Raw genomic sequence first — 25418 nt, forward strand, 5'->3', positions numbered from 1 at the left:
TTTTTTATTTTTTAAAAAAAGGAATTTTATTTTTAGATTTCTGCAATTAATTCTCGTATTGCATCTTCAACGTTTTTAGCTTTTACAACACCTGATGCAAGCAAAACACCGTTTGTTCCAAGTTCAAGCGCAGATTTTACATCTTCTCCTTTTGAAATGCCTGCACCACACAATATTTCAACATTTTTGTTAATTTCTCGAACTTCCCTTACAGTTCCTGACACCACTTCAGGATTTGCTTTTGAAACTGGTATTCCGCTTCCAATTAATTCAGGAGGTTCTACTGCAATTGACGTTGGATTTAACGCAGAAACTGCTTTTGAAACGGGTATATTGTTTGTACATACAACAGTCTTTAAACCAAGTTTATTTGAAATTTCAATGCATTTTTCAAGGTCTGCAAGAAGCATTCTTCTTTCAGAGTGGTTTAAAAGAGTTCCAGTAACACCTGCATCTTTTAATGCATCAGGTAATATGTGTCCAGTACTGCTTCCAGGATTTACTGCATCCATGTGTTGCGCATATACTGGGATATTTACTTCATCTAAAATCATTCTTAAATCTAAAAATTGAGGTGCTACCCCAATAGTAATTCCTGACTCGTCTGAAACTTTTTCTGCGGCTTTTGCAATTGCTAAACCGCTTTTACCGATGCTTTCCGTGTAAGTTTTGTAATTTATGATTAGATTTGGCTTGATAGTACCACCGCCCTTAATTATAATAATCTTTTTTAAAAAAATTAATATTTATATTTAACTTTTTGAAAAAAGGAGAAATTTAGATTTTTATTTCTTTTAATGCTTCTTTTACTTCTGCATCTTCGTGAACGATTTTGCAGATTGCACTTGTAATTCCTTTGACGTCTTTGTGTTGGAATACGTTTCTTCCAGAAGCTACTCCTTTTCCACCTGCGTGCATTGCATCTTTTACCATTTGTAAGAATTCTTCGTCAGTGTTTGTTTTAGGGCCGCCTGCAATAACAATTGGTGCGGGACATCCTTTGACAACTTCTTTGAAGGTATCTGGGTCTCCAGTGTAATTTGTTTTGATGATATCAGCACCAAGTTCAGCACCAAGTCTTGCAGCGTGTGCAACTACCTCGGGGTCTTTTTCATCTTTAATTTTTGGACCTCTTGGGTACATCATTGCAATTAATGGCATTCCCCACTGTTCACAAGTTTCTGAAATTAAACCTAAATCCCTGTACATTTCAAAGTCGGATTCTGCACCAACGTTTACGTGTAATGAAACTGCGTCTGCACCAAGTCTTATTGCATCTTCAACTGTTGTTACAATTACCTTTTTGTTTGGATCGGGTGAAATTGAAGTTCCTGCAGACATGTGTATGATTAACCCAATGTCTCTTCCGTATCCCCTGTGTCCGTGTCTTACAAGTCCTTTGTGACCCAAAACTGCATTTGCTCCACCGTCAGCAACTGCATTTGTCGTAATCCGCATATCCTTTATACCATCAAGTGGCCCCGATGAAACACCGTGATCCATAGGGATTATTACCGTTTTTTCACTTTTTTTATCGAATATTCTTTCTAATCTGATAAGTTTTCCTACATTTTTGATATTGTCGAACATTTTCATAAACAATCACCGTTAAAAATTATATAGTGTCTTCTTTGGATTTATAGTATATAGTATGGAGAATATACTCTTATCATTAAATTCCTTAAAATCTGCAAAATACCGCAATCGAACAATTTACGAATACAGTTTAATTTAACTAAACAATCTCAGCAGTTAATAATACCACTGGTATGAAAAAAACAATCTAAACCCTAATGCGCCACATAATTTATTTACAATACAATTCGAATTCCTGATGCTACTCTGCGTATGCGTCATTTTCATCCCTCTTTTTTCCTTTGTATCTAGTCTTTATTTTCAATTTTTTATTTTACACAAATTCATCTAGCTATTTTAATATATATATTTTCCGATTTTGGTTATCCGCACATAAACCGTAGATTGAATAGTAATTACCCTAAACTATTCTATAAATATCTACCGGAACGTTTACAGCCTTTTTCTTATGGAATTCATAAATTGCAGGTATCCTAAAGTCTGCCTGGAAAATATTCGTAATTTCTCGGCCTTTTTCTTTAACATAATTTATTAAAAAATCTCTTGTTGCAGTATTGTGTATTGTGTAAATTACATCACCAATTTCAAACGCCTTATCTAAAAAAATCCTATCTGCATACTTTTTTTGGGATCCGAAAGGAGGATTTTGAATAACTACCTTTTTTAAATTATTAAAATTGGAATAATTATCTTCAAAATATTTTTTATCGATATTTTTAACATCGGAATTTAAAAAATCGACTTTTAAATCTAAATTTGAGTCTACGTTTAAATTTTTTAAATTTTCTTCTGCAGTATCAATTGTTTCATTATCAATGTCAAGTCCAACCGCACGTTCTGCACCAAGAACTTTGGCACCGATTATAAGTCTACCACTACCACAACCAAGATCAATTGCAAAACTACCATCAATATCATCTTTAGCAAACAATAAAAACTCGCTTGCAAGGTTTCCTTCGATAGAATACTGTTCAAGGTGTGCTTTTGGTTTTGGATGCGGTTTTAAGTTGTCAAGTAAAATTTCAAGGTGTCTCTTTTTCATTAAAATCCCAAAAATCATTATAAGAACTGATTAAAATTACAAGTATAAAAAAGCATTATCAAAAATTAAAATTATTTAAATAAAAAATAAATATTTTTAAATTAATTATTCTATGTCAATTCCGGTTCTCTTAGCTTTTTCTGCTTTTGGAAGGGTCACGATCAACATTCCGTTTTCGAATTTAGCAGAGGAATTTCCTTCTTTAACTGGAGCGGGTAATTTTATGGTTTTGTAGATTTCTTCGTCTTCAGGTACTTCTGAATAAATTACTTTTTCTGATTCCATTATTGCCATTGGAGCTCTTTTCGCCCTTAATTCAAGAGTTTCCCCTATTGCATTTATTACAATGTCGTTTTTATTTACTCCCGGAGCCATTGCAATGATTTTAATCGTTTCGTCACCCTCAATTAATGTTATAGGCATGAAACCTTTTCCGCTGATTTCTAAACCCAATGAACTCATTTGGAACATTGATTTCCCCATTGGGCCCCCAAAACCTTCCATGGGAACGCCCATACCGAAAACCTTAAAGATTTCTGAAAATGGATCTTTTGGATCTCTACCGAACATGTTTTATCACCCCTTTCTAATATTACTTACTTTGAAGTTCTATATAAATATTATGGTTACTATATTGTAAAAATATCCCTAAATGCAATATATTTAAAATACAATGAAATAAACATTGTATTACTAATTCCTATTGCTGCAAGGGGGAAAATAATGTTTGGAAGTTTAAAGGAAAAATTAAACAGCACAATCTCAAAATTAAGTGATAAAATTTACGCTAAAGGGGATGCTAAAACTATCGAAGAAACAGTTTTAGATGAAACTCCTAAAAAAATTGATGAAGAAAAAGAAACTATTCTAGAAAATCCGGAAAATACGTTAAAAGAATCAGAAAAGGAATATTTTGAAAGAAAAGAAAAAGTTGGATTTTTTGACAAATTATCAATTACTAAAAGCATTAAAAAAGTCCTTGGACAAGATGTAGTCTTAACGGAAAGTGATATTGAAGACATACTTGAAGAAATGGAAATGGAACTTTTTGAAGCAGATGTTGCATTTGATGTCGTTGAAAAAATCATTGGATCACTAAAAAATCAGCTTGTTGGACTTAAAATATCTGCTAAAGATAATCCCGAAGAAATAACCATAAATGCACTAAAAAAATCCATTAAAGAAATTTTATCCCAGGAAAAAATTGATGTTTTTGGACTTATCGATGAAAAAAAGTCAAAAGGAGAACCTGCAGTATTGCTATTTGTCGGAATAAATGGAACTGGAAAAACAACTTCTATTTCTAAATTAGCATATATCTTAAAAGAAAGAGGATATTCTGCAGTAATGGCGGCAGGTGACACATTTAGGGCAGGTGCAATAGAGCAGCTCGAAGAACATGGGAAAAATACCGATATTAAAGTTATAAAGCATCAAAAAGGTGCAGACAGTGCTGCAGTAATTTATGATGCGATAAACCACGCAAAAGCAAAAGGACTCAACGTAGTGCTTGCGGACACTGCTGGAAGGCAGACTACAAACATTAATTTGATGGATGAAATTAAAAAGGTAGTAAGGGTTACTAAACCAGATTTAATCATATTTGTTGGGGATTCCCTTGCTGGAAACGATGCAATATCGCAAGCAGAGGAATTTAACAATGCAATTAATATCGATGGTGCAATACTTACAAAAACAGATGCTGATGCAAAAGGCGGTGCTGCACTATCCATTGCATACGCAATTGGAAAACCAATATTATTCATGGGAATCGGCCAGAGATATTCGGACCTTCAAGAATTTGATGTTAAATGGATGGTAAAAAAACTATTCTCAGAAGAAGACATTAAATTATCGTCTGAAAGACAATTTTAATGGGTACCATTATCCATTATATCGATTATCGTCCAAATCATTTGGTAAATTATATAAACCTTAAAAACTTAACTTTTTTAACTAATTTATCGGTGGTATAGTGACTAATAAATTACCTTATCTAATAACTGCCTTTGGGATATCTATTAATGTTTTAGGCGGATTTATTGCCACAACGTATGAATTGCCAATCTTTTTAAACAATCTTGGAACCATCTTGTGTGGATTATTACTGGGGCCTGCAGGAGGTACAGTAACAGGTCTTTTTTCAAACTTAATTATTGGTTCTACTGTTAATTCGGTTTATATTCCATTTACAATTGTAAACGTTGTTGTAGGTTTTGTTGCAGGGTATGCTGCGATTAAACATAATCGAGAGTTTACTTCAATGATAATACATGCTTTTTTAATATCAATTATAGCATTGTGTCTTGCAATACCGATAGAACTTTTTATCTTTGGTGGCCCACTTGACCAAACCCTTATTTCATATGCCACAACAATAAATGCAAATACTGGATTAAACATGTTTGGTGCAACATACTTTGCTGAATTCCCGCTAATGATTGCAGATATCGTATTATCTGCGATTTGGGCATATGTTGTACTAATGTTATTGCCTAAAAAAGTATTGGATATGTTAGATATTAATAATGAAAATATTTAATTTCTTTTTAATTTTTAGATGTTTTTTGGCTAAAATAAAATCCTGGGCACAAAAATACTGCAAAAAATATCAATATCGAAATTTTTAAAATGTTTTGGATCTGGAATCATATAATATACAAATAAAACCGAAAATCCAAGTGCAAGCAGTAATTTACATGTAATTAAGCGTAGTTCTGGCGATTTTATCATATTTTTCGCCAGTTTGTTTTTGAATTATATAATACATTATATCAATTATTCTTTTTCGCTTCTTAAAAATATTATATATAATATTTTACCAATATTTATTGGGAACAAAAAATGTTTTTTAACGTTTTTAATTTTTGGAGGGTAAACTATGAAAAGAATAGCTTTGGGTTTTCAGCACGTACTCGCAATGTTTGGTGCAACTGTAACCGTTCCGCTTGTTGTGGGGTATGCAATTGGACTTTCGATGTCTGAAATTGCGCTTTTACTTCAAGCAGTATTGCTTGCAATGGGTGTTGCCACACTTTTACAGACCTATGTAGGTTCAAGATTACCGATTGTTCAGGGATCAAGTTTTGCATTTATTCCCGGATTAATTGCAGTTGGATCTGGAATGGGTCTTGCTGCAGTTGAAGGTGCTTTAATTATGGGTGGTGTCATCGAAGCTGCCACCGGTGCGTTAGGATTAATTGGAAGGTTAAAAAAACTTTTCTCCCCGATAGTTACAGGCGTTACAATCATGCTTATCGGGTTTAGCCTTGCAAATGTTGCAGTTCAGTATTCATTTAACTATTTTGCAGATCCTGCAGGCGGATCAATTGCAATATCTGCACTTGTTGCGGCAATAACATTTATAACAACAATACTTGTTTCGTTACAGGGAAAAGGAACATTAAAAGCAATGCCTGTTATAATTGGGGCGGCTGTCGGATATATTATAAGTATTTTCTTAGGTCTTGTAGACTTTTCAATGATGGCCCAGCTTTCATGGTTTGCAATGCCAAAACTTATGCCTTGGGGAATGCCAGTATTTGACGTTAATGCAATTGTAATATTGTTATTTGCATTTATGGTCAGCATTATTGAAAGTGTTGGGGATTACCATGCAATTTCAACAATTGCAGATTTAAAAATTGATGACAACAAAATAAATAGAGGTATCGCTTCAGAAGGTTTTTCCTGTACTCTTGCAGGTCTTTTTGGTGCATGTGGTACAACGAGTTACTCTGAAAACATCGGGCTTGTTGCACTTACAAAAGTTTCAAGCGTTCAGGTAGTTCAAATCGGTGCTGGAATTTTAATACTTCTTTCATTAATTCCAAAATTCTCAGGTCTTTTAGCATCAATTCCGGCTCCAGTACTCGGGGGGCTTACAACGGCACTCTACGGTATGATCAGCATTACAGGTCTTAAATTGATAAAAGACAAAGTCGAGTTAAACGACAGAAACACACTGATATTGGCAAGCGCACTTATATTCGGTCTTGGTGCACCACAACTTCCAGCAGAATTCTTAAGCCTGTTTCCACAAATCGTTTCAAGCATTTTAGAATCAGGAATGGCAGTTGGTGCAATAACCGCAATATTAATGGACCAGTTGTTAAAAAAATAATTATTATGAATTAACTTACGAAATCGAGGGTGAATTATGATAAAAGATGAAAGATGGGAAGGAGTTTACTCTTTTGAAGACTCGCCCTATTTAATGGAAACATTGACTGATTTAAGAAAGATCAGTACTGAAAACATATCTTTTAGAAAAGGACTCGTAAGACTTGGAAGATACATGGGTTATGAGTTAACGAAAACCATGGAATTTGAAAAAATGCCCATTCAAACGCCTTTAGAAAAAACAGAAGGTGTTTTTGCAAAAGATAGAAAAAATGTAGTGATTATAACAATTTTAAGAGCTGCATTTCCACTGATGGAAGGATTGATTAAAAATTTCGAGTCTGCAAAAGTAGGAATCGTGTCTGCTTCAAGAGGGCATGCGCCAGACTTTAAAATAGAAATGAATTACATTAAAGTTCCTCAACTTAACCCTGAAGATACGGTTATTGTATCTGACCCGATGATTGCAACAGGTTCTACATTAATACACGTTTTAAAAGAGTTTAGAGACTCAAAACCAAAACGAATGATGATAGTTGGAGTTCTTGCAGCACCTGAAGGAATAAATGCAGTGAAAAAAGAATTTTCAGACGTTGAAATATTTGTAACAAAGATCGACGAAAATCTAAATAAAGACGGATATATAGTTCCGGGCCTTGGAGATGCAGGGGATCGTGCATTTGGCGAACCATTTAAAGTACCTATGCTACCGCAGATGCATAACTTGGAATAAACATAAATACCTTTCTATTTCTCTTTTTTAAGTAATTATATATAGATTTTACAAGTAACATATTAAAATAGACTTTTTGGAGGTATAATTATGGATTTTGGCATACTATCATTATTGCCACCTGTTGTTGCAATTGGGTTAGCCTTGATCACAAGAAGAGTTTACATGTCTCTATTCTTGGGTATTTTGGCAGGTTCATTGCTTTACAATAACTGGAATATCGTTGCGAGCGCATCGCATATTGTAAATACAATTATCGGCAGTGTTGAATTAACTTCTGTTACAGGCATTTCTGCATTTACGGGCGTTGGAAATCTCTGGAATTTGTTGATTTTATTGTTTTTAGTAATGCTTGGTATATTGATTGCATTAATCACGAGGGCAGGCGGAGCTCTCGCATACGGAAACTGGGCGTCTAACAAAATTAAATCTAAAGAAAGCGCAAGCCTTTCAACATCGTTACTTGGTATTTTGTTATTTATTGATGATTATTTCAACTGTTTAACTGTTGGAACAGTAATGAAACCAATTACCGACAAATTCAAAATCTCGAGAGCAAAACTTGCATATATTATCGATTCAACAGCAGCACCTGTTTGTATATTAATGCCAGTTTCAAGCTGGTTTGCAGCAGTTGTTGGAAATTTAGGGGAATCTGGCGTTGGTACGGGTGCTCTTTCAAGCATGAGTCCATCAAGCGTATTCTTTTCAGCAATACTCTACAATACTTACGCACTTGTTGCATTATTCATGGTTGCAGTTATTATATCCCTTAAAAAAATGGATTTTGGTCCAATGAAAGTTCACGAAACGGTTGCATCTGAAACTGGTGACTTATTTAATGGAGATGCTGAAACTGCAGCAATTGAGTCAGAAATCGAACCATTAAGTGGCGGAAAAATTTCATACCTAGTGTTACCATTAGTAGTCCTCATTTTTGCAATTATCTTTGCATTTATGATTTCAGGCGGTCTTTTCGCAGGTACTGGAATTATAGAATCTTTCTTAAGCATGGATGCGTCATGGGGTCTTTTCTGGGGCGGTTTAGTAACTTTAGTATTTACTGCACTCTACTTCATAGTATCAAAAGCAATTCCTGCAAAAGAAATTGCGCATCTCTTTGCAAAAGGTTCAAAATTAATGCTTCCTGCAATTACAATCCTTATTCTTGCATGGTCCCTTGGTTCAGTTATCGGAGACCTTGGAACTGGAACGTACCTTTCAGGATTAATTCAAAACAACCTACCAGTTCAGATTTTGCCTGCGATAATCTTCCTATTATCAGGATTTATGGCATTTTCAACAGGTACCTCATGGGGTACTTTTGGAATCATGCTCCCTATTGCGGTTCCCATGGCAGTCGGTCTTGGAATGCCTGAATTCGTTGTTCCATTTGTTGCAGCAGTTCTCGGTGGTGCAATATATGGTGACCACTCTTCCCCGATTTCAGACACAACAATTATGAGTTCAACTGGAGCAGGTACCAAACACATTGACCACGTTCAAACACAGCTTCCATACACAACTTTGATCGGAATCATGGCATTTTTAGGCTACCTGATCGTAGGATATACCATAAATTTAGGTTACTGGGTAAGTGGCCTCATTAATCTTGCATTCGTAGCTTCAGCAGTTTACGTTGCAGCAAGCTTCCTTTCAAAAAAGTAAATTGAAATAAAACCTTTCTTTTTTAATTTTTATTTTAAAATAAATTTAATTTAAAAAATAGAATTATATGTTAAAAACTTTAAAAAAAGCATTTTCGTAATTATTTAGTTGATTTTTTCTTTTTTTCAATGAACTCAAGCAAATCTACTGTATCGCCGATTTTTTCAAGTTCAGAAATGCTCATACTAGTTATTCGTTTGTTTTCATTCGTTTTCTTTTCTAAAACTAGTAATGAGTGACTGTTTAGCATTTTAGAAATTTCATCTACAATCATTGCTTTTCTTCTTATCTCTTCATTCTCGGTTTCCTGAATATTTGTAAATATTATATTTTGATTTTCAGAGTCATCTTCTTTTGATTCCTCAGCTACTGCATCAAAGGGTGCTTTTGTAGTTTCGAGCAGATTAAAACCCATATCTCCAAGAATATCAATAACCCGTATTTTAAAATCTTCACTTTCTTTCAATATCTTTTCAAAAGCTTCTTCTCGACTTTTTTGAGATTTTAATCCTTCCATGTAATCAACTATATTAATTCCTTTGATTAATGGAACATCTAAATACTCTTCTATTTTTATTGCAACTTCTGCTGAAGGGTTTGCTTCATTCTGCTCGTATTTATATATCGTTTTTCTTGAAACCCGAGATATTTCTGCAAGTTCTCCGACTGAAATTTTTAATTTTTCACGTGTTTCCCTTAAAACTGCCCCATCAATATTTACAAAAAATCCGCCCCTGTTTGCATAGACTACCGGCGGTTCTCCAAATAATTGGTCCCTAAATGTATTGAAAGTAACTGCTTTTATACCATATCTTTCATATACTGCCCCTTCCTCCATTACGGAGTTTCTGGTACGGGTTCCAATAATTATCGGAACTGCCTGAAGCATTTTTGCAATATTTAACAATTCTTCAGACTGTTCAGTGCTTAAACTATCTATGTTTTTCAAAATCTTTATTAAAAATCTTAAATCTGCTTTTTTAGCAATTAAATCAAAACAAGATCTTCCAAAAGGCTTCGATATCACAAAATGGGATTCATAAAGCAGATCAATACATTCCGAAAGTAAAACTTCTCTCATAACAAAATGCCTTTGAGGTGTAAACCATATATTTTGATTCTAAATCTAATCCACAATGTATATATTTCTTGCGGAAAACGTATATAATATGTTCTAAATATTGATTTGTAAGGGTGATAACGTGAAAAAGATAGCAGAAGATAAAGGAATTTCTTCACAATTACGACATTTTAAGGCGGCTGTTTCGGAGTATGAATCTAAAAGCATACTGTATAGTGGTTCAAAAGGAGTATGTCTTCCGTTTGCATTGTTAAATGCTTATGCAGTAAGATCTATTGAAGAACAGTACTTCACCCCCGATGCAAAGCTCGATGAAATTTCAAAACTTAATTCTGGAAGTTTAGGGTATACTTACACAGATTTAGACGACAAAAAAGACATTGATTTAGATATGCTTGTTTTAATGGGTGGTCTTGCAATGCCGCATTCCAAAGTAACTGTTTCAGATGTTAACGATTTAATTGATAAAATAAATCCAAAAAAAGTTATCGGAATCTGTTTTTCAAGTATATTCCAAAAGGAAAAATGGGATAAGGAAATTGACTTCGACCGAGTAATCGACAGTCAGTTAGAACCTGTTACGGTTTACGAAAAAATAAAAATTTAATCTCATTTAGTAGTAAATAAATTATAAAATGACGTCAAGATATATTTACAATTAAATCCCTTTTAAAACGGTGTAATCTAATGATAACCCCCCAAATATCATTACTCAACAGCCAAAATTCAATAAAACTCAGGTTTAAAAAGCTTTTAACGGATCTAAATCGGCTGATATTGTATAGAAATCTGCTTGATAACAAAATAATTGGCTATTTAACAAATATTATAAAAGAACTTGCAGAAGACGAAGCTAATGAATCAATTGTTGAAAAAAATTACTATGAATTAACTCATGACTTAATTATAAACGCAGAAAAGGAAAATCTTAGTGGAAATATTTTAAAATCGTATATTATGAATTCAATTTTGAAAGATGAAAATATTTTTGCAATATCTTGCGAAAAACATAACCATAATTTAGAAAGTCTTTATGAACTTGCATTTAGGGATATAAGTGTTTTAAAAAGGGTTATGGATATTGACACTAAACATTTGCGAACCCTACTTGATTCGAATGATGAAACCATTGAAAATTATACTCCCACACTTTACAAGGATGAAAAAACCGTTTTTTCTGAATACCGAGAAGAACTTTTAGATATTGATTCTGTTCCCGAACTTTTAGATTCGATTATTGAATATTACTATAAAATCGGATCTGGTGAACTTGTAGATCATGTTGCATTTAAGTGGGATGATAAAAAGGGATTTTCTGGAATCAAATACTGTGATTTAGGAAATATGGGGAGTATCGTTGGATATAATTACCAAAAAGAAATACTTTTGAAAAATACCTCAGCATTTATCGAAGGAAATCCCTCAAATAATATTTTACTTGTTGGATCCCGAGGAACTGGAAAATCGTCACTTGTAAAATCACTAGTAAAAGAATATTATCTTGATGGTTTAAGGATTATTGAACTTAAAAAAAGCCAATTGAAAGATTTTGACTTAATTATAGATAATCTAAGAAATAGAAATAAAAAATTCATAGTATTCCTTGACGATTTATCCTTTGAAGATAATGAAACAGAATATAAAGAATTAAAATCGATTCTTGAAGGAAGTTTAGAAAAAAAACCTGAAAATGTAATAATTTACGCAACTTCTAACCGAAGAAATTTAATAAAAGAATCTTGGTCAGAAAGAGAATCAGAAATTCATTCAAACGACTCGATAAATGAAAAAATGTCACTTTCTGACAGATTTGGAATAACTTTGAGCTTCTATTCACCTACACAGGAAGAATATTTGAATATGGTTAAAAAACTCGCTACTGAAAATGGAATCAATCCATGTAATCAAGATGACGTTAAATTTTATTCGATGAATATTGGAAAATTGTCTGAACAGACCGGAAGGATTATGGCCTGGGAAACACTCCGTGAAGATGCGATAAAATGGGGCATCTCTCAAAACGGCTTTTCTGGAAGGACTGCAAAACAATTTATTGATTATATTATTGGAACTTACAAAAATTAACTATTTTAACCATTTAAAATTATTTTATAGTGGATCATGCCTGATTTTTAAATTTTAAGCGTATTTGTTACATTTATTTTTTTGGTATTTTTGTTTTGAAATGGAGGTTTATCCATTTAACTATTATTTTTTAAAAATAAGATTAATCGTATAATAATACATTAAATTACGAATTTTTATTCTTTTTTACTTAAAATTGACGATTATTATATGATAAAATTAATATTGCTTGAAAAATAAAGATTAATTTGATAGTTGGGGGTAGAATAATCTAATTCATGCGTCATCATTTATCACGGAGGGGGTGTAAATGATAAAACTTTTAGTGGCTACTATGGTCATATTATCAATTTTTTTACCATTACCTACGAATGAAAGTTTTAGTTCCTATGCTGAAATGGGGGAGCAGTACTATCTCGAAAAAGACTACGAAAATTCTATAGAATGTTTTGATAAAGCACTTGAGTTAGATCCTGAAAACACTCGTTCATTAGAATATTTAGGAAAATACTCAATGAAAAATGGAGATTATCATAAAGCAGAAAATTATTTTGATAGATTAATTGAAATAGATCCTGAAAATGAATGTGCTCTGAAAAATTTAGGGCAAATATATATGGCGTATGAAGAATATGAAAAAGCGCTTTATTATTTTAATAAATCACTTGAAATAGATAATTCCATTGGAAAAACTTGGTTTTACAAAGGAATATGTTTAAAAATGCTTGGAAACTATGATGAATCAATTGAATCGTTTGATAAATCTACAGGAAACTATGAAGAAATCGTTTTGATATGGAATGAACTTGGATATATATATTATCAGAATGAAGAATATGAAAAAGCATTAGAATGTTTTGATAAAGCATTATTATTGAATAGGAATCTCAAATATTCTTTCAATGGCAAAGGGCTTTGTTATGAAAAAAAAGAACAGTACCTTTTGGCCATTGAATGTTTTGATAAAGCATTGCTTCAGGACAGTTTTTATTATGGTGCCTGGCATAATAAGGGAATAGAATACTATAAGTTAAAAAATTACTCTAGTGCAGTATTATGTTTTGATAAAGCATTGGAATTGAATAATTCCAGCCCACACTGCTATTTTTACAAAGCAGATTCATTGAAATGTCTGGGAGAATATGAAAAAGCAGTTTTAAACTATAAAAAAGCAACTCAACTTGATCCTGAAAATCCTGTTTTTTGGAGTGGAATGGGACTTTCATATAGTTATTTAAAAGACTATAATCGTTCAATTGAAGCTTATGAAAAAGCAGTTGAGTTGACTCCAAACGATGATGTTTTGTGGAGCAATATTGGATATCTGCAGTATAATAATAAAAATTATAATGAATCTATTTCTTACTTTGAAAAAGCACTTGAATTAAATTCTGAAAATAAATATGCTTGGAATGGACTTGGAAATTCTTATTTATTAATTAAAAATTATGAAAAAGCAGTATTATGTTATAATCGCGCAATTGAAATAGATCCAACATATACTGAAGCTAAAATAGGTAAATCCTTGATTTCAAAATAATTAGAAATCATTCTTTTTTGATTTTAAATTTTCAAGAAATTTTATCTGTTCAGTAATAAATTTATTGTAGGGCGTTTTTATCCCAAATTCTTTTGTGATTGAAATAACTGCACCATTTAACAAATCTATTTCTGTTATATTTCCTTTTGAAATATCCTGAAGCATTGATGAATGGTGTGTAGCAGTATTTGGAAGCTGAAATTCTTTTAAATATTCTAAATATTCTTCTGGCGTATTCCATGGTAAAATTACTTCTTTTTTAGATGTAACTTCAAATATTTCAGATACGCTATTTTTAATGATATTCCACGAATGTTCATTAGAAAGTTCGCCATATGGTACATTCATAACTGCTCCAAGGGGATTTAAAGCACAGTTATAAATTGTTTTTGACCATATGGCGCCTTGAATATTTTCTGTTTCAGTTACAGGTATTCCAGAACTTTTTATTAAGTTTACAAAATCAGTTACTTCTTTATCAGTTCCATTTGGAAATCTTCCAAGTCATCGGGCCACCATCTACTGAAACGTGCACTTTTGCATCACCCAGCCACTCAAAGCCCGTTATAATAGTTCCACCAATTACTTTATCAGCATATTCTGAAATTATTTCTTCGTTTCCGACACCATTTTGGATGCTGATAACATTTTTGCCTTTTATAACATCTTTATTGCTCACAGATTGATTTTGTTGCTAGTCCCTTTGAGGAAATAATTATATAGTCAAAATCACGATTCAAAACATTTTCAGAAGCTTCAAAGTTAAAGGTTCCTTCTCCCCATATTCCCGTCATTTTAAAGCCATATTCGCGTATGATTTTTGCATTTCGCTCTCTCGTTACTGCAAAAACATTTGTGACTTTTGATAATTTAGCAGCCAGACATTCCGACAGCACCAGCCCCAATAATTAAAACATTTATTTAAAAACCCTCGTTTTCAAGTTAAACTAAATTTAATTTAAATATCTGTAAAAATAGTATTAAAAGATTTAGATAAATAGTTAAAAATAAAAAATATTGTCCTTATTTTAAAATTTCCTGAACCCTTCCAACCTGGCCATCTTCGAGCCTTACCTTTATTCCATGCGGGTGATAGCTTGAATTAGTAAGAATATCTTTTACAATTCCTGTTGTTAATTTACCTGTTTTTTGGTCTTTTTTAAGGACTATGTTTACTTTTAATCCTGTTGTTATTTCAGACCTGTTTTTTCCATCCATATCATCACGTTATAATTTTATTTTTAATTTATCGCCTTTTTCAGAGATATAAACTCCGAATAACACCAAAACTGCACCAATTGTTGCATATATATTTGGAATATTTTTTAAAATTATGGAATCTGCAATCATTGCAACGATTGGAATAAAATAAATCCCGTTATTTGTAGTGCTTGCGCCTGCAAGTCTTATCGACATATTCCAGAACAAATACGCTATTGCCGAACAAAAAATTGCAAGATAAAGTACTGCAAAAGTTAATGGTGGATTTAAAAATACTCCCAAATCTAAAACGCCTTTGGAACCAAACTCAAGTAACATGAACGGTACAGACAGCAATACCCCAATTAACGTTATATCCCTTGTAACCGTTAAGTTGTCGTGTTTTTCAAGTTTTTGAATTACAAATGTGTACAATACCCATGAAAGAACTGCACCAATCATTAACAAATCCCCAATAGGATTTAATTCCAATATCAACCTTCCATTCAATATCAAAATCGAAACTCCAAAAAGTCCGATTAAACTTCCGAAGTATTGTATTTTACTCGGAATTCGTCTTTCAACTAAATCTGACACCATTAAATAAAATATGGGCACAGTTGCTGCAATTAATGCGGCATTCGTTGCAGTAGTATATTCTAAAGCCACATTTTCAAACAAAAAATATGATGTAATCCCTAAAAAACCTGCGAGTACCAGATTTAAAAAATCTTTTTTCGAATAACTTGGAAAATTTCTTATCAAAACAATTAAAATCATTGCAGCAATTGCAAAACGTATAAATCCCAAAGTAATTGGCGGAATATATACTAAAATGATTTTTGTCGCTACAAACGAAATTCCCCAAAAAATTACGGTTAAAAACATTAATAAAATGCCTAATGATCTGTCGTTCATAAATTCACCAGATAATAGCGGACTAAATAGGATAAATTTTTAAAAAAACAGAAAATTTAATTGAAAGTTAAAAAATTAAAAAGAGGAATTATTCTTGTGTTTCAGCAGCAGGTGCTTCTGCTACTTCTTCAGCAGCAGGTTCTTCTACAGGTGCTTCAACAGCTTTTCCAAATTCTAAAACTTCTGATTTGAAGATTTCTACTCTTTTTAATGGGAACATTTTTTTACAGTCGCCGTAGATTTTTGAACCTAAGCCACCCATTAACATAGCGTGTACGAATTCAGCGAATGCTGTTTCTTTTGCCATGTGTCTGATGATTTGTTCCATGTTAATTCTAATTTCTGTTTTGTGGTGGTCTCTTGCTCTTACAGCTGTTAAAACTAATGCTTTAACTCTTACTTTGAAACCATCTTTTGTTCTTACATCAACGATTGCGTTGATTTTGCTTCTTCTTCTTCTAACTTGTGATTTTAAGTATTCTCTTGTTGTGTCGTGACCTACAAACTGTGATGTAGCGTTGTTTCCACTTACGCCATCAACTTTGAAGTACATTCTTGTCATGTGTTTTGAATGTTCGTTAGTTAAGTCTCTTAAGCTGATTTCTGAAATCCTACCGATTAAAGTTGCAGGATCGTTTGCAGGGGTTTGTCCGATTACGTCTCCACCAAATGATTGTGGTGTGTAAATATCGTACCATACTTTGGATTTCCATGTATCTTTGGCCACTCTTTTTCCTTTAGCGGACCTAGCTTTCATTCTTGCCATTGTTACACCTCATTATAACATATAGTCGGTTAAATCTGTGTAATCTCTAAGTGGTTTTACAGGTTCACCGTATATTCTTTTGATTTTACGAGCTAATTCCCTTGAAAAATTTCCTTTTTCAGTTTTTATTTGTTTTATTCTAAAGAAGTCTCGTCCTGCGCGATATATCTTCTTTTCTTCGAATACATAATCTTGCGGAACAAGTATATTGAAAGAATATGTATTTTCTCTCGAATTTATAGATATGCCAACTTTTTTAGGAACATCTACTGATTTTGCCCATATCATCTTTAAATCTTGTACAGCGGATGATGAAACCCTTCTTGAATCTTCAGTTTCTAATGCAGAGATTTCAACAGATTCGCCAAATGCAAGGATCGTATCCTCGATTTTTAAAACTTCATCTGTTGCAATTTGAATTACAGACTGTTCTGATTCGTCGTATCTGCTTATTACTATTTTAATGTCTTTTAATTTGAAATTTTTTTCTATATCGTGTACAGTTCCACATTCCTGACACTTTACAGTAAGTTTCAAATGTTTTTTTGTGTCCCTTTCTTTTAATACATCATGAGGGGTTACTTCATCGCAACCAGGGCATTCGAGATATAATTCTTCCATTTAAACCACATAACTCCTTTTAAGAAGAATTATCTTCTTCTTCTTTGGAACCTTCCTCTTTGTCTGTTTGAAGGGTTCATTTTTACTTTAACGTTCATTGCTTTTTCGAGGAACTGGTCGTATGAGAATGGAACTTCTTCGCCAATAAGTCCTCTGTTTTTCATGTATTCTCTTGCAATAAGGTAGTACATTAATGATACTGATTTTCTACCTTTGTTGTTTGTTGGGATGATGAAATCGATGTGTGAGGTTAAGTGTTCTGTATCACACATACCGATAACAGGGATTCCAATTTCGATTGCTTCTTTTAATGCTTGTTTGTCAACTCTAGGGTCGCTCAAAAACAAAACTTCTGGTTCAGCGAATTTTTTAGCTGATGGGTTTGTTAATGTACCTGGAACGAACCTTCCAGCTACCGTGTTTATTCCTGTAACTTTTCCGAATTCTTTTAAAGGACCTACTGAGTAAACTCTTCTTGTAACGGCCATGATGTCTTCAGGCTCGTAGTTTGATAAGAATTTAGCAGCGAGTCTTAATCTTTCATCAGTTTTTCTAACATCTAAAACGTATAATCCGTCAGCCCTTACTCTGTAGATAAATCTTCTCATATCTTCAGTTTTTTGCTGAGTACCGATGTGTATCCCTGACGCCAAATAGGTGTCTAAGGTTGTCAATAGATTTTCATCTGACATTTTTCTTCCTCCAAAAAAGTGGTTTCTTGACTTTGATAAAATAAAGCCTTTTACGGTAATTTTTTTATTCTAGTTGTGTTTTAGTCTTTCAAATTCAAAAATTGACTATTAGAAAAATTTAAACAGTATATGAATATGTGATTTAATATATATAGTTTTCCTAAAGCCCGATTTTAAGGATTCTTGCCAATATATAGAATTAAGTTTTCATAATTATTAAACAAGCTTTAAATAAAGTTAGTTCCTTAAGTGATAATTCGGATTAAACTTTAAAGACATTGATGTTCACATATCATGAACTATTCTATAATTATAATGAATATAATATTCTTATTATCTCAAATATTATGGATAATACTGGTGGAACAGATGGAATTTGCGTTGATTGCAGGGGTCCTTGGAGGACTTGCATTATTCATTTACGGAATGAATTTAATGGGTAATGGGCTTCAAAAAGTTGCGGGAGATGGATTAAAACGACTTATTGAAGTTTTAACTAAAAATAAATACCTTGGCGTGTTGGTTGGAACTGTTGTAACGATGTTGATTCAAAGCAGCAGTGCAACAACGGTTATGGTTGTTGGTTTCGTTAATGCATCATTAATGAACCTCAGTCAAGCAATTGGGGTCATCATGGGTGCAAATATAGGTACTACAGTTACTGCACAGCTTGTAGCATTTAAATTAACAGATATTGCGCCATTGATTGTTGCAATTGGGGTCATTTTACAACTTATTTCAAAAAAACGAAAACATTCAGATATTGCAGAAGTTTTGATTGGTTTTGGTATTTTATTTATTGGAATGCACACGATGTCAAGTGTATTAAAACCGCTTGCAGGAGAACCATTCTTTACAGATCTATTAATGAATCTTGAAAATCCAGTTCTTGGATTACTTGTTGGACTTGGAATGACGCTTATGATTCAAAGCAGTAGTGCTACGATCGGACTTTTGATTGCAGTAGCGTCTACTGGAGCATTAAGCCTTTTGGTTGCATTTCCGATATTATTTGGTGACAACATCGGAACTTGTGTTACGGCACTTCTTTCGAGTATCGGTGCAAACAGGACTGCAAAAAGAGCTGCTCTTATGCACTTGCTCTTTAACGTTACAGGTGCACTGATATTCATGGTTTTGATCTATACAACCCCTTTAATTTCATGGATTCAAAGTTTGAGTGCAGGAAGTATTGAAAGACAAATTGCAAACGCGCACACAATATTTAACGTTACAAACACGCTTATAATGCTCCCATTTGCAGGATTTTTCGTCTATGCAGTTGAAAAACTAATTCCAATAAAAGATTATGAAAAAGAATTCATGCCTGTAAAACATCTTGATTCAAGGATTATTGAGGAGATGCCGTCAATTGCGATCGGACTTGGAATAAAAGAAGTTGTAGAGATGGGAAAGTTCGTACGTGAAAATCTAAGACTTGCAAAAGATGCTTTTGTAACTAAAAACGTTCAAATTATCAAAGAAGTGCATGAGAAAGAAGCAATTATAGACACGATGGCCCATGAAATTACAAACCATTTAATTGAACTTTCAAACCAAGAAATTTCGGACAGTCAAAAATTAAAAATCACGAGTCTCATCAGTAACGTTACAAGCCTTGAGAGAATCGGGGACCTTGCAGAAGATATTGCTGATCATGCTGAAAACGTAATGGAAGATAATATTGAGTTTACCGATACTGCAATTGAAGAAATCAACGTCATGTTTGATAAGGTAATGACCGCTTTAGAGACTGCAATCGAAGCTTTTGAGACTGAAGACGAAGTATTAATCGAAAGAGTAACTTTCCTCGAAGATGAAGTTGACAATCTTGAAAAAACATTTAGAAAAAAACATATTAAAAGATTAAATTCCAAAGAATGTGCCCCAAAAGCGAGCATTATATTTTTGGATATTATCGGATACCTTGAAAGAATATCTGACCACGCTGTAAAAATTGCAACAGGCCTTGAAGACGAAGAATTTGATGCATAATCTATTTTTTAATTTTTTTAAGCAAAAATAAATTAAAACAGAATAAAAAAACTATTTTTAAAGTTCATTTAAGTCTTTACAAATACAAAATTCGCAAATGGAAAGTTCATTTGATTGTGCATTTTTTATTGGACAGTAATAATTTCCGTTTTTTTCAATTATCTGCTTTCCACCAGGAAATCTCGTTGTTAATGCGTGAAGTGGCCTTTTATTTATAAAAATTAAATAATTTATGACAGTTTTTACAAGTTTTTCGTAAGAATCCCTACCAGTTCGTTTAGAACCCATACTAAAAAGTCTTAAATCAACTTTTCTTATTTCTTCTTCTTCGATTTCAAAATCTTCGAGTTCTTCTTCAGTTTTATTCCTTATTTCCTTCAAAACTTCTGGAAAAAAAGTAAAAAAATCTTCAAGATATCCTTTTTTATAATCTTCAGGTAAATAAGCCATATCTTTTTCTAAATACACTTTTGCATTCATTAAATCAAAGATGCTTACGTCATATGACTCTTCCTTAAGTTTAGAGAAAAATTTTCGGCTTTTCATGAGTTTCCCAAAGTATACTTTTATGAAATAATTTTTAATTTAGTTATCTATCCAAAGATTTTTTCGACAACAAAGCATATAACGGCAACAATTACTCCTCCAAGGACCATTTTTAACCCCGAAGTTATGAGGTTGTCTCTTGAAAGCTTTCCGATGAATATTCCAAGACCTAAAAGTATCAGTAATGTGAGTGCTACTGCAATTATTAAAGCAAAACCCGGATCAAACACGAAAAATGGAATTACAGGAATTACTGCCCCTAAACAGGTTGATAATCCATCATACGTTCCACTGTACATTGTTTTATTTATTTTGTACTGGTATTCGTGAGTTCCTTTTAAATTTCCATTACCAATTAAAAGGCTTTTTTCTTTTTTCTCCCGTTCTTCTTCGATCATTGCACGTTCTGCAGTTAATGCTCCAAGTATATTTGATATACCGTTTGCAATTCCCCCGCCAATTCCCGCTGCAACGATTATCGAAGTTTCCCCACCGCTTGCGCCGATAACGACACCAAGTGTTGAAAGGGAGCCATCGATTAAACCTCTCACGACATATCTTGTATCAAATTCATTTTTGAAATTTTTTAAAACTTCCTTAATTTCCACTAAAAATCCCCTTTGATGTTTGAAAATTATTCTAATTCATCATCGGCAACATGCCATATCAAATTATCGAGAATACTGACTTCTACAATGTTATCTGCTTTTTTAATTAACTTATCACAATCCCTGCTTAAATTAAGGAGATGCAATTGCTTCCCATGTTGAGTATATTTCTCTGCAACACTATTTATTGCTTCGATTGCAGAATGGTCGTAAACCCGAGATTTGTTAAAGTCGATAACAACATCAATCGGGTCATTTTGGTAATCAAACAGGCTTTTGAATTTCGATGTTGATGCAAAAAACAAAGGGCCGTGAAGCATGTATACCTTTTTGTTCTTCATAGATTTTGTACTTGCCCATATATCTTTTCCCCGGTTCCATGCAAAAACGAGTGCAGCTAATATAATTCCTAAAAATACTGCTGTTGCAAGATTAAATACAACAGTCATGATTGAAACAACTGCAATAATTGCTGCGTCAGAACTTGGGATTTTTTTCAATATTCTAAAGCTGGACCATTCAAATGTACCGATTACAACGATAAACATGACTCCAACAAGTGCTGCAAGCGGAATCATTTCAATTATTGGAGCGCCCCATACGATAAATATCAATAACAATATTGCAGCGGAAATTCCTGAAAGCCTGCCACGCCCGCCACCTCGAATATTTATCATACTTTGACCAATCATTGCACAGCCGCCCATTCCACCAAAGAATCCATTTAAGATGTTTGCAATACCCTGACCGATACATTCCCTGTTACTTCTACCGCGCGTTTCAGTTAGTTCATCAATTAACCTTAAAGTCATCAATGATTCAATTAGTCCAACACATGCAGCTAAAAATGAATAAGGAAGTACTGTTTTAACGGTATCCCAATTTAGCGGAACATTTGGCAACGCAAATGAAGGAACTGAAACTGCAAGCGTTGTTTTTAGTGGTTCTATCGATTTTATAAAATCAAGTACTGTTAAAACTGTGTATCCTGCATTATTTAAGAAATACGAAATTATAGTTACAGTAATTATTGCTACAAGCGTTGCAGGAACTGCACGAGTGATTTTTGGCAAGTATATTGCAATTATCATTGTTATTACAATTAAAATGAGCATTACTGAAAGAATCGGCCATGGAAGTAAATTTCCATCTGCACCGTAAAACTGCCCGAGTTGGGATAAAAATATTATTATTGCAAGTCCGTTTACAAATCCGAGCATTACAGGATGTGGAATAAGCCTTACGAATTTTCCTACCTTAGATATTCCAAAAAATACTTGAATAATTCCCATGAAGAGTACTGCAATAAAAAGATGTCCAAGTGCAGACTCCATTCCGCTAGTTTGGACTTTTGAAATTACCAATGGGGCAAAAATAACTGCAACAGCACCCGTAGCTCCACTTATCATTCCCGGACGTCCACCAATTAGTGCGGTTACAATTCCCATAATAAAAGCAGCATAAAGGCCGATTGTTGGGTCAATTCCAAGAATAAATGAAAATGCAATTGCTTCCGGAACCAGTGCCAACGCTACGGTTAAACCTGAGAGTACATCATTTTTTACACTTCCATTTTTTGGAATTACCAATTCAACTATTTTATTTTTTAAATCCTTTGTTTCATTCGTGTTTATTTTTTCATTCATTTTTAAATACCTTATATTTTATTGATTAAACGATTATTTCATTTTTAAATTATTTTTTGAGATTTACAATATTTTCTGCAAGTTCGTAATTTACAAAAAAGTCATCGAGTATATTTTTTAAAGAGCCGACTGAATTAGTTTTAATATTCACTTTAATCTCTTCATTATCAAATTTAGTGTCAATTATAAGTCCATCGTCTACATCGTCAACTTTTAAGCTGTTTACAATTTCCTTTTTTGAATTGTAAGTCATTTCAAAATCTATTTTCATAAAAATCATTCTTTTAAATTTTTAAAATCGAGCCCTCTTTTTTTAAGCTCTTCATATATTTCATCAGAAACTTCCGGGCATTTTAATGCTTCTTCTGCTTCTTCACGTGTCATGAGGCCGTATCTAATCATTGCAGAAACTCTATCGTATTCAAAATTAAATCCATGCTTTTTCTTAAATTCAACAAGTGCAGGAGCAAGAACTAAACAGTTTGTAGTGTATCCGCCGAGATCGGGTTTTTCCCAAGGGATTTCTTTTAATATGTTATATCTATCTTCTTCTGTTAATTTATATGCAACGAGTAGCCTTAACATATTTATTCCTTTTTTCATCTCCCGTATTGCAGTTGTACCGAATGGAAGTTCGTGTCCCGTCACAATTGTGTCGATATTCGTCTGTCTTGCAAACTGCCAGATTTCGTGCATGTTCATGTCAGAACATACTCTGCATGGAGATTCGCCTTTGGAAATGGTTTCTTTGAAGAATTTCGTAAAATCCTTGTTTATTACAAGCCAGTCTACTCCAAAATACTTTGCAATGTTTTTACAGTTTGTAAGCGCTTCTTCTGCCAGATAACCGTTATCAACAGTTACGCACAAAGGGCGGATCCTAAGTTCTTTTACGAGCAAATACAACGCAACAACGCTATCTTTTCCGCCAGAAAATCCCAAAATACAGTTGTATTTATTATTTCTAATTCTGAGTTCATCTAAATATTCCATTACTTCGTTTTTCATTTCTTCGAAGTTTCTTGGAAATTTTAGAGCGTTTAAGCATTCAATGCAGATGTTTTTTCCTTCGTGTTTATACATCGGGCGTGTTTTGCTGTTGTGAAGGCAAATTTCGCAGTTTACCGTGTTTTTTCCTTTAATTTTTTCCATGATCTTCAACCAATACTAACTACTTGATTAAATTACTTAAATACATAACTCCAATAAAAATGAAGTTCGCAAAAATTCTTTTTAAAATTATATTTTTTATGACAATAATAACATATACTGCTTTTAAAAAAATTTAATATGGCTTAAAAACATACGTTCAATCATAACAGGGTGGAAAATGGATATTCAAATGATTGCCATTATTGCATTGCTTTCGGTTGTAGTCGGGTTTTTAAAAGGGTCAGGATTTAAAATATAAAAATATAATGCCCTTTCTTTTTTAAATTTTATAGATTGATTTTCTTTTTTAAATTATATCCTTGATAAAACCGCAAATGAAATATATTGTTTTTTACATATATTTTTTAAATTTTAGAAGGGTTAAAGGTGGGGAAAATGAAAAAATGTTTAAAATCTTTAAAATTAATGGGTTTTATTCTTTCTTTTTTGATAACTACCTCACCAATAGCATCATTTGTAAAATTTAATCTCATATATCAGTTTTTTAGTTATTTCGAGTATTCTACTGAAAATGTATTGTATAATTATTTATGGAATACTGTTTTTAATCCCTCATTAGATGACATGCTCAAATTAGGGTTAATTATTCTACTTTACCTCTCTTTTTTAGGATATCTGCAATCTAAAAAAGTATTTTTTGAAGATAGTTCAAAAATGTCAAATTATTTTAATATATTGAACTTAATTTATAGTATTTTAGGAATAACTACCTTGTTTTTATCGATTTATTTAATTTTAGAGAATATATATCTATTTTTAGTATTTGCAATAACTTATGTAATAGGTTTGTTCTTTTTAGATGCTTTAAAACAGTATAGTAGATGTTTTCATGATTATCAAAAATCTAATGAATATTTAGAACTTATAAATAAATTAAACCGAAACAAAAAGAACCTAATGAATATGGATGATGGGCCTAATTTTTGGGACAATTTTAAAAATTACTCGATAATTACAACAACATACGGATTTATGAGGGCGTTTCAAGTCTACGTAATAATTTTATCATTTTTAACAATATATGCAGGTTTATTTTTTAAAATAAATTTAATAGCCATTTTGTTCGTCTTTTTAACCATTATTTATTGGTTTATATGCTTGTGTATGATATCATATAAATTTAGAAATAAATCTGACATTTATCTAATTAATGGTGAAATTTTATAGGATGTATTTCTTATTGAAAATGCTGAAAGTCGACCGTGCATCCACGTGTTGACTGAAAAAGACGGCGTTATTATGGTAACAAAAACTTCAATAATTAAAATAACCAACGCCACTTTAAAAAATAATGTAGAATAATTTAAAATTAGATAAAGACGATATTAAATTAAAAATTTATTTAAAATAACCTCTTTTTAAATTTTAAAAAGAATATCTTTAATT

At 32.5% G+C, this 25418-nt stretch carries 25 protein-coding genes and 1 pseudogene; 10 read left to right on the forward strand and 16 right to left on the reverse strand.

The genetic code is table 11. From position 1 onward, the window contains the following. Positions 1-32: 32 nt before the first annotated feature. The 4 genes from tpiA to MMARC5_RS04505 all read right to left on the reverse strand — a co-directional run bounded on the left by tpiA (position 33) and on the right by MMARC5_RS04505 (position 3208). A complete protein-coding gene (gene tpiA / locus MMARC5_RS04490) occupies positions 33-698 on the reverse strand; it encodes a triose-phosphate isomerase (RefSeq protein WP_048058461.1) in 666 nt (221 codons plus the stop codon). A 79-nt stretch (positions 699-777) separates the two neighbouring features. Then, entirely contained in the window at positions 778-1596 is an 819-nt protein-coding gene (locus MMARC5_RS04495; protein WP_048058462.1) for a 2-amino-3,7-dideoxy-D-threo-hept-6-ulosonate synthase, read from the reverse strand. Between the two features lie 400 nt (positions 1597-1996). Continuing rightward, the gene (locus MMARC5_RS04500; RefSeq protein ID WP_011868652.1) at positions 1997-2638 is read right to left on the reverse strand and encodes an METTL5 family protein; all 642 of its coding nucleotides are present in this window, start codon (positions 2636-2638) and stop codon (positions 1997-1999) included. A gap of 105 nt (positions 2639-2743) precedes the next feature. Then, the gene (locus MMARC5_RS04505; protein ID WP_011868653.1) at positions 2744-3208 is read right to left on the reverse strand and encodes an Hsp20/alpha crystallin family protein; all 465 of its coding nucleotides are present in this window, start codon (positions 3206-3208) and stop codon (positions 2744-2746) included. Positions 3209-3361: 153 nt separating this feature from the next. Here MMARC5_RS04505 and ftsY point away from each other — a divergent pair, with 153 nt between their 5' ends. The 5 genes from ftsY (at position 3362) to MMARC5_RS04530 (ending at position 9161) form a co-directional block, all read left to right on the forward strand. Further along, positions 3362-4513, forward strand: coding sequence for a signal recognition particle-docking protein FtsY (gene ftsY, locus MMARC5_RS04510; RefSeq protein ID WP_011868654.1), 1152 nt, complete (start codon positions 3362-3364; stop codon positions 4511-4513). A 100-nt stretch (positions 4514-4613) separates the two neighbouring features. Next, positions 4614-5180 (forward strand): hypothetical protein, encoded by a 567-nt coding sequence (locus MMARC5_RS04515; RefSeq protein WP_011868655.1) that lies wholly within the window; start codon positions 4614-4616, stop codon positions 5178-5180. Between the two features lie 339 nt (positions 5181-5519). Then, the gene (locus MMARC5_RS04520; RefSeq protein ID WP_011868656.1) at positions 5520-6761 is read left to right on the forward strand and encodes a uracil-xanthine permease family protein; all 1242 of its coding nucleotides are present in this window, start codon (positions 5520-5522) and stop codon (positions 6759-6761) included. A 36-nt stretch (positions 6762-6797) separates the two neighbouring features. Then, on the forward strand, positions 6798-7493 hold the full coding sequence (upp, locus tag MMARC5_RS04525; protein ID WP_011868657.1) for a uracil phosphoribosyltransferase: 696 nt from the start codon (positions 6798-6800) through the stop codon (positions 7491-7493). Positions 7494-7583: 90 nt separating this feature from the next. Continuing rightward, positions 7584-9161, forward strand: a complete 1578-nt coding sequence (locus tag MMARC5_RS04530; protein WP_011868658.1) for a Na+/H+ antiporter NhaC family protein — start codon at positions 7584-7586, stop codon at positions 9159-9161. 100 nt (positions 9162-9261) lie between these two features. Here the strand turns inward: MMARC5_RS04530 and MMARC5_RS04535 are convergent, their stop codons facing one another. Then, positions 9262-10242, reverse strand: a complete 981-nt coding sequence (locus MMARC5_RS04535; protein WP_011868659.1) for a transcriptional regulator — start codon at positions 10240-10242, stop codon at positions 9262-9264. 121 nt (positions 10243-10363) lie between these two features. Between MMARC5_RS04535 and MMARC5_RS04540 the strand changes: the two genes are divergently transcribed. The 3 genes from MMARC5_RS04540 to MMARC5_RS04550 all read left to right on the forward strand — a co-directional run bounded on the left by MMARC5_RS04540 (position 10364) and on the right by MMARC5_RS04550 (position 13867). Next, positions 10364-10849, forward strand: a complete 486-nt coding sequence (locus MMARC5_RS04540) for a DUF2124 family protein (protein WP_011868660.1) — start codon at positions 10364-10366, stop codon at positions 10847-10849. An 80-nt stretch (positions 10850-10929) separates the two neighbouring features. Beyond that, positions 10930-12327, forward strand: coding sequence for an ATP-binding protein (locus MMARC5_RS04545; protein WP_011868661.1), 1398 nt, complete (start codon positions 10930-10932; stop codon positions 12325-12327). A gap of 310 nt (positions 12328-12637) precedes the next feature. Further along, positions 12638-13867 (forward strand): tetratricopeptide repeat protein, encoded by a 1230-nt coding sequence (locus MMARC5_RS04550; RefSeq protein WP_011868662.1) that lies wholly within the window; start codon positions 12638-12640, stop codon positions 13865-13867. Here MMARC5_RS04550 and MMARC5_RS09995 read toward each other — a convergent pair. The 6 genes and pseudogenes from MMARC5_RS09995 to rpsB all read right to left on the reverse strand — a co-directional run bounded on the left by MMARC5_RS09995 (position 13868) and on the right by rpsB (position 18064). Then, positions 13868-14788: pseudogene (locus MMARC5_RS09995) on the reverse strand (ketopantoate reductase family protein). A gap of 102 nt (positions 14789-14890) precedes the next feature. Then, the gene (locus MMARC5_RS04560) at positions 14891-15085 is read right to left on the reverse strand and encodes a YwbE family protein (RefSeq protein WP_011868663.1); all 195 of its coding nucleotides are present in this window, start codon (positions 15083-15085) and stop codon (positions 14891-14893) included. Positions 15086-15094: 9 nt separating this feature from the next. After that, entirely contained in the window at positions 15095-15985 is an 891-nt protein-coding gene (locus MMARC5_RS04565; RefSeq protein WP_011868664.1) for a DMT family transporter, read from the reverse strand. 88 nt (positions 15986-16073) lie between these two features. Continuing rightward, positions 16074-16751, reverse strand: coding sequence for a 30S ribosomal protein S3ae (locus tag MMARC5_RS04570; RefSeq protein WP_011868665.1), 678 nt, complete (start codon positions 16749-16751; stop codon positions 16074-16076). Positions 16752-16763: 12 nt separating this feature from the next. Further along, positions 16764-17372, reverse strand: coding sequence for an HVO_0476 family zinc finger protein (locus MMARC5_RS04575; protein ID WP_011868666.1), 609 nt, complete (start codon positions 17370-17372; stop codon positions 16764-16766). Positions 17373-17401: 29 nt separating this feature from the next. Continuing rightward, complete coding sequence (rpsB, locus tag MMARC5_RS04580) at positions 17402-18064, reverse strand: 30S ribosomal protein S2 (RefSeq protein ID WP_011868667.1); 663 nt, start codon at positions 18062-18064, stop codon at positions 17402-17404. Between the two features lie 369 nt (positions 18065-18433). Here rpsB and MMARC5_RS04585 point away from each other — a divergent pair, with 369 nt between their 5' ends. Continuing rightward, positions 18434-20059, forward strand: coding sequence for a Na/Pi cotransporter family protein (locus tag MMARC5_RS04585; RefSeq protein ID WP_011868668.1), 1626 nt, complete (start codon positions 18434-18436; stop codon positions 20057-20059). Between the two features lie 57 nt (positions 20060-20116). Here MMARC5_RS04585 and MMARC5_RS04590 read toward each other — a convergent pair whose 3' ends face one another. The 5 genes from MMARC5_RS04590 to MMARC5_RS04610 are packed head-to-tail and all read right to left on the reverse strand — an operon-like array spanning position 20117 to position 24011. Then, positions 20117-20605, reverse strand: a complete 489-nt coding sequence (locus MMARC5_RS04590) for a DUF2115 domain-containing protein (protein WP_011868669.1) — start codon at positions 20603-20605, stop codon at positions 20117-20119. Positions 20606-20652: 47 nt separating this feature from the next. Next, positions 20653-21213: a TIGR00267 family protein gene (locus MMARC5_RS04595; protein ID WP_011868670.1), complete on the reverse strand. Its 561-nt coding sequence runs from the start codon at positions 21211-21213 to the stop codon at positions 20653-20655. Between the two features lie 26 nt (positions 21214-21239). Then, entirely contained in the window at positions 21240-22859 is a 1620-nt protein-coding gene (locus MMARC5_RS04600; RefSeq protein WP_011868671.1) for a SulP family inorganic anion transporter, read from the reverse strand. 49 nt (positions 22860-22908) lie between these two features. Then, complete coding sequence (locus MMARC5_RS04605) at positions 22909-23139, reverse strand: KEOPS complex subunit Pcc1 (RefSeq protein WP_011868672.1); 231 nt, start codon at positions 23137-23139, stop codon at positions 22909-22911. Then, the gene (locus MMARC5_RS04610) at positions 23136-24011 is read right to left on the reverse strand and encodes a phosphoadenosine phosphosulfate reductase domain-containing protein (RefSeq protein WP_011868673.1); all 876 of its coding nucleotides are present in this window, start codon (positions 24009-24011) and stop codon (positions 23136-23138) included. Before MMARC5_RS04610 ends, MMARC5_RS04605 begins: the two co-directional genes overlap by 4 nt. Before the next feature lie 396 nt (positions 24012-24407). Between MMARC5_RS04610 and MMARC5_RS04615 the strand changes: the two genes are divergently transcribed. Then, positions 24408-25199 (forward strand): hypothetical protein, encoded by a 792-nt coding sequence (locus MMARC5_RS04615; protein WP_011868674.1) that lies wholly within the window; start codon positions 24408-24410, stop codon positions 25197-25199. Positions 25200-25418: the final 219 nt, after the last annotated feature.

This window comes from Methanococcus maripaludis C5, from assembly GCF_000016125.1.
Classification (GTDB): Archaea; AGJL01; Methanococci; order Methanococcales; family Methanococcaceae; genus Methanococcus; species Methanococcus maripaludis_D.

What these genes read in the sequence shown, in the direction of transcription:
- MMARC5_RS04495 (WP_048058462.1), bottom strand. Translation starts at nt 1,596, where the DNA reads ATGAAAATGTTCGACAATATCAAAAATGTAGGAAAACTTATCAGATTA.
- MMARC5_RS04500 (WP_011868652.1), bottom strand. Translation starts at nt 2,638, where the DNA reads ATGAAAAAGAGACACCTTGAAATTTTACTTGACAACTTAAAACCGCAT.
- MMARC5_RS04505 (WP_011868653.1), bottom strand. Translation starts at nt 3,208, where the DNA reads ATGTTCGGTAGAGATCCAAAAGATCCATTTTCAGAAATCTTTAAGGTT.
- ftsY (WP_011868654.1), top strand. Translation starts at nt 3,362, where the DNA reads ATGTTTGGAAGTTTAAAGGAAAAATTAAACAGCACAATCTCAAAATTA.
- MMARC5_RS04520 (WP_011868656.1), top strand. Translation starts at nt 5,520, where the DNA reads ATGAAAAGAATAGCTTTGGGTTTTCAGCACGTACTCGCAATGTTTGGT.
- upp (WP_011868657.1), top strand. Translation starts at nt 6,798, where the DNA reads ATGATAAAAGATGAAAGATGGGAAGGAGTTTACTCTTTTGAAGACTCG.
- MMARC5_RS04530 (WP_011868658.1), top strand. Translation starts at nt 7,584, where the DNA reads ATGGATTTTGGCATACTATCATTATTGCCACCTGTTGTTGCAATTGGG.
- MMARC5_RS04535 (WP_011868659.1), bottom strand. Translation starts at nt 10,242, where the DNA reads ATGAGAGAAGTTTTACTTTCGGAATGTATTGATCTGCTTTATGAATCC.
- MMARC5_RS04545 (WP_011868661.1), top strand. Translation starts at nt 10,930, where the DNA reads ATGATAACCCCCCAAATATCATTACTCAACAGCCAAAATTCAATAAAA.
- MMARC5_RS04550 (WP_011868662.1), top strand. Translation starts at nt 12,638, where the DNA reads ATGATAAAACTTTTAGTGGCTACTATGGTCATATTATCAATTTTTTTA.
- MMARC5_RS04560 (WP_011868663.1), bottom strand. Translation starts at nt 15,085, where the DNA reads ATGGATGGAAAAAACAGGTCTGAAATAACAACAGGATTAAAAGTAAAC.
- MMARC5_RS04565 (WP_011868664.1), bottom strand. Translation starts at nt 15,985, where the DNA reads ATGAACGACAGATCATTAGGCATTTTATTAATGTTTTTAACCGTAATT.
- MMARC5_RS04570 (WP_011868665.1), bottom strand. Translation starts at nt 16,751, where the DNA reads ATGGCAAGAATGAAAGCTAGGTCCGCTAAAGGAAAAAGAGTGGCCAAA.
- MMARC5_RS04575 (WP_011868666.1), bottom strand. Translation starts at nt 17,372, where the DNA reads ATGGAAGAATTATATCTCGAATGCCCTGGTTGCGATGAAGTAACCCCT.
- rpsB (WP_011868667.1), bottom strand. Translation starts at nt 18,064, where the DNA reads ATGTCAGATGAAAATCTATTGACAACCTTAGACACCTATTTGGCGTCA.
- MMARC5_RS04585 (WP_011868668.1), top strand. Translation starts at nt 18,434, where the DNA reads ATGGAATTTGCGTTGATTGCAGGGGTCCTTGGAGGACTTGCATTATTC.
- MMARC5_RS04590 (WP_011868669.1), bottom strand. Translation starts at nt 20,605, where the DNA reads ATGAAAAGCCGAAAATTTTTCTCTAAACTTAAGGAAGAGTCATATGAC.
- MMARC5_RS04600 (WP_011868671.1), bottom strand. Translation starts at nt 22,859, where the DNA reads ATGAATGAAAAAATAAACACGAATGAAACAAAGGATTTAAAAAATAAA.
- MMARC5_RS04605 (WP_011868672.1), bottom strand. Translation starts at nt 23,139, where the DNA reads ATGATTTTTATGAAAATAGATTTTGAAATGACTTACAATTCAAAAAAG.
- MMARC5_RS04610 (WP_011868673.1), bottom strand. Translation starts at nt 24,011, where the DNA reads ATGGAAAAAATTAAAGGAAAAAACACGGTAAACTGCGAAATTTGCCTT.
- MMARC5_RS04615 (WP_011868674.1), top strand. Translation starts at nt 24,408, where the DNA reads ATGAAAAAATGTTTAAAATCTTTAAAATTAATGGGTTTTATTCTTTCT.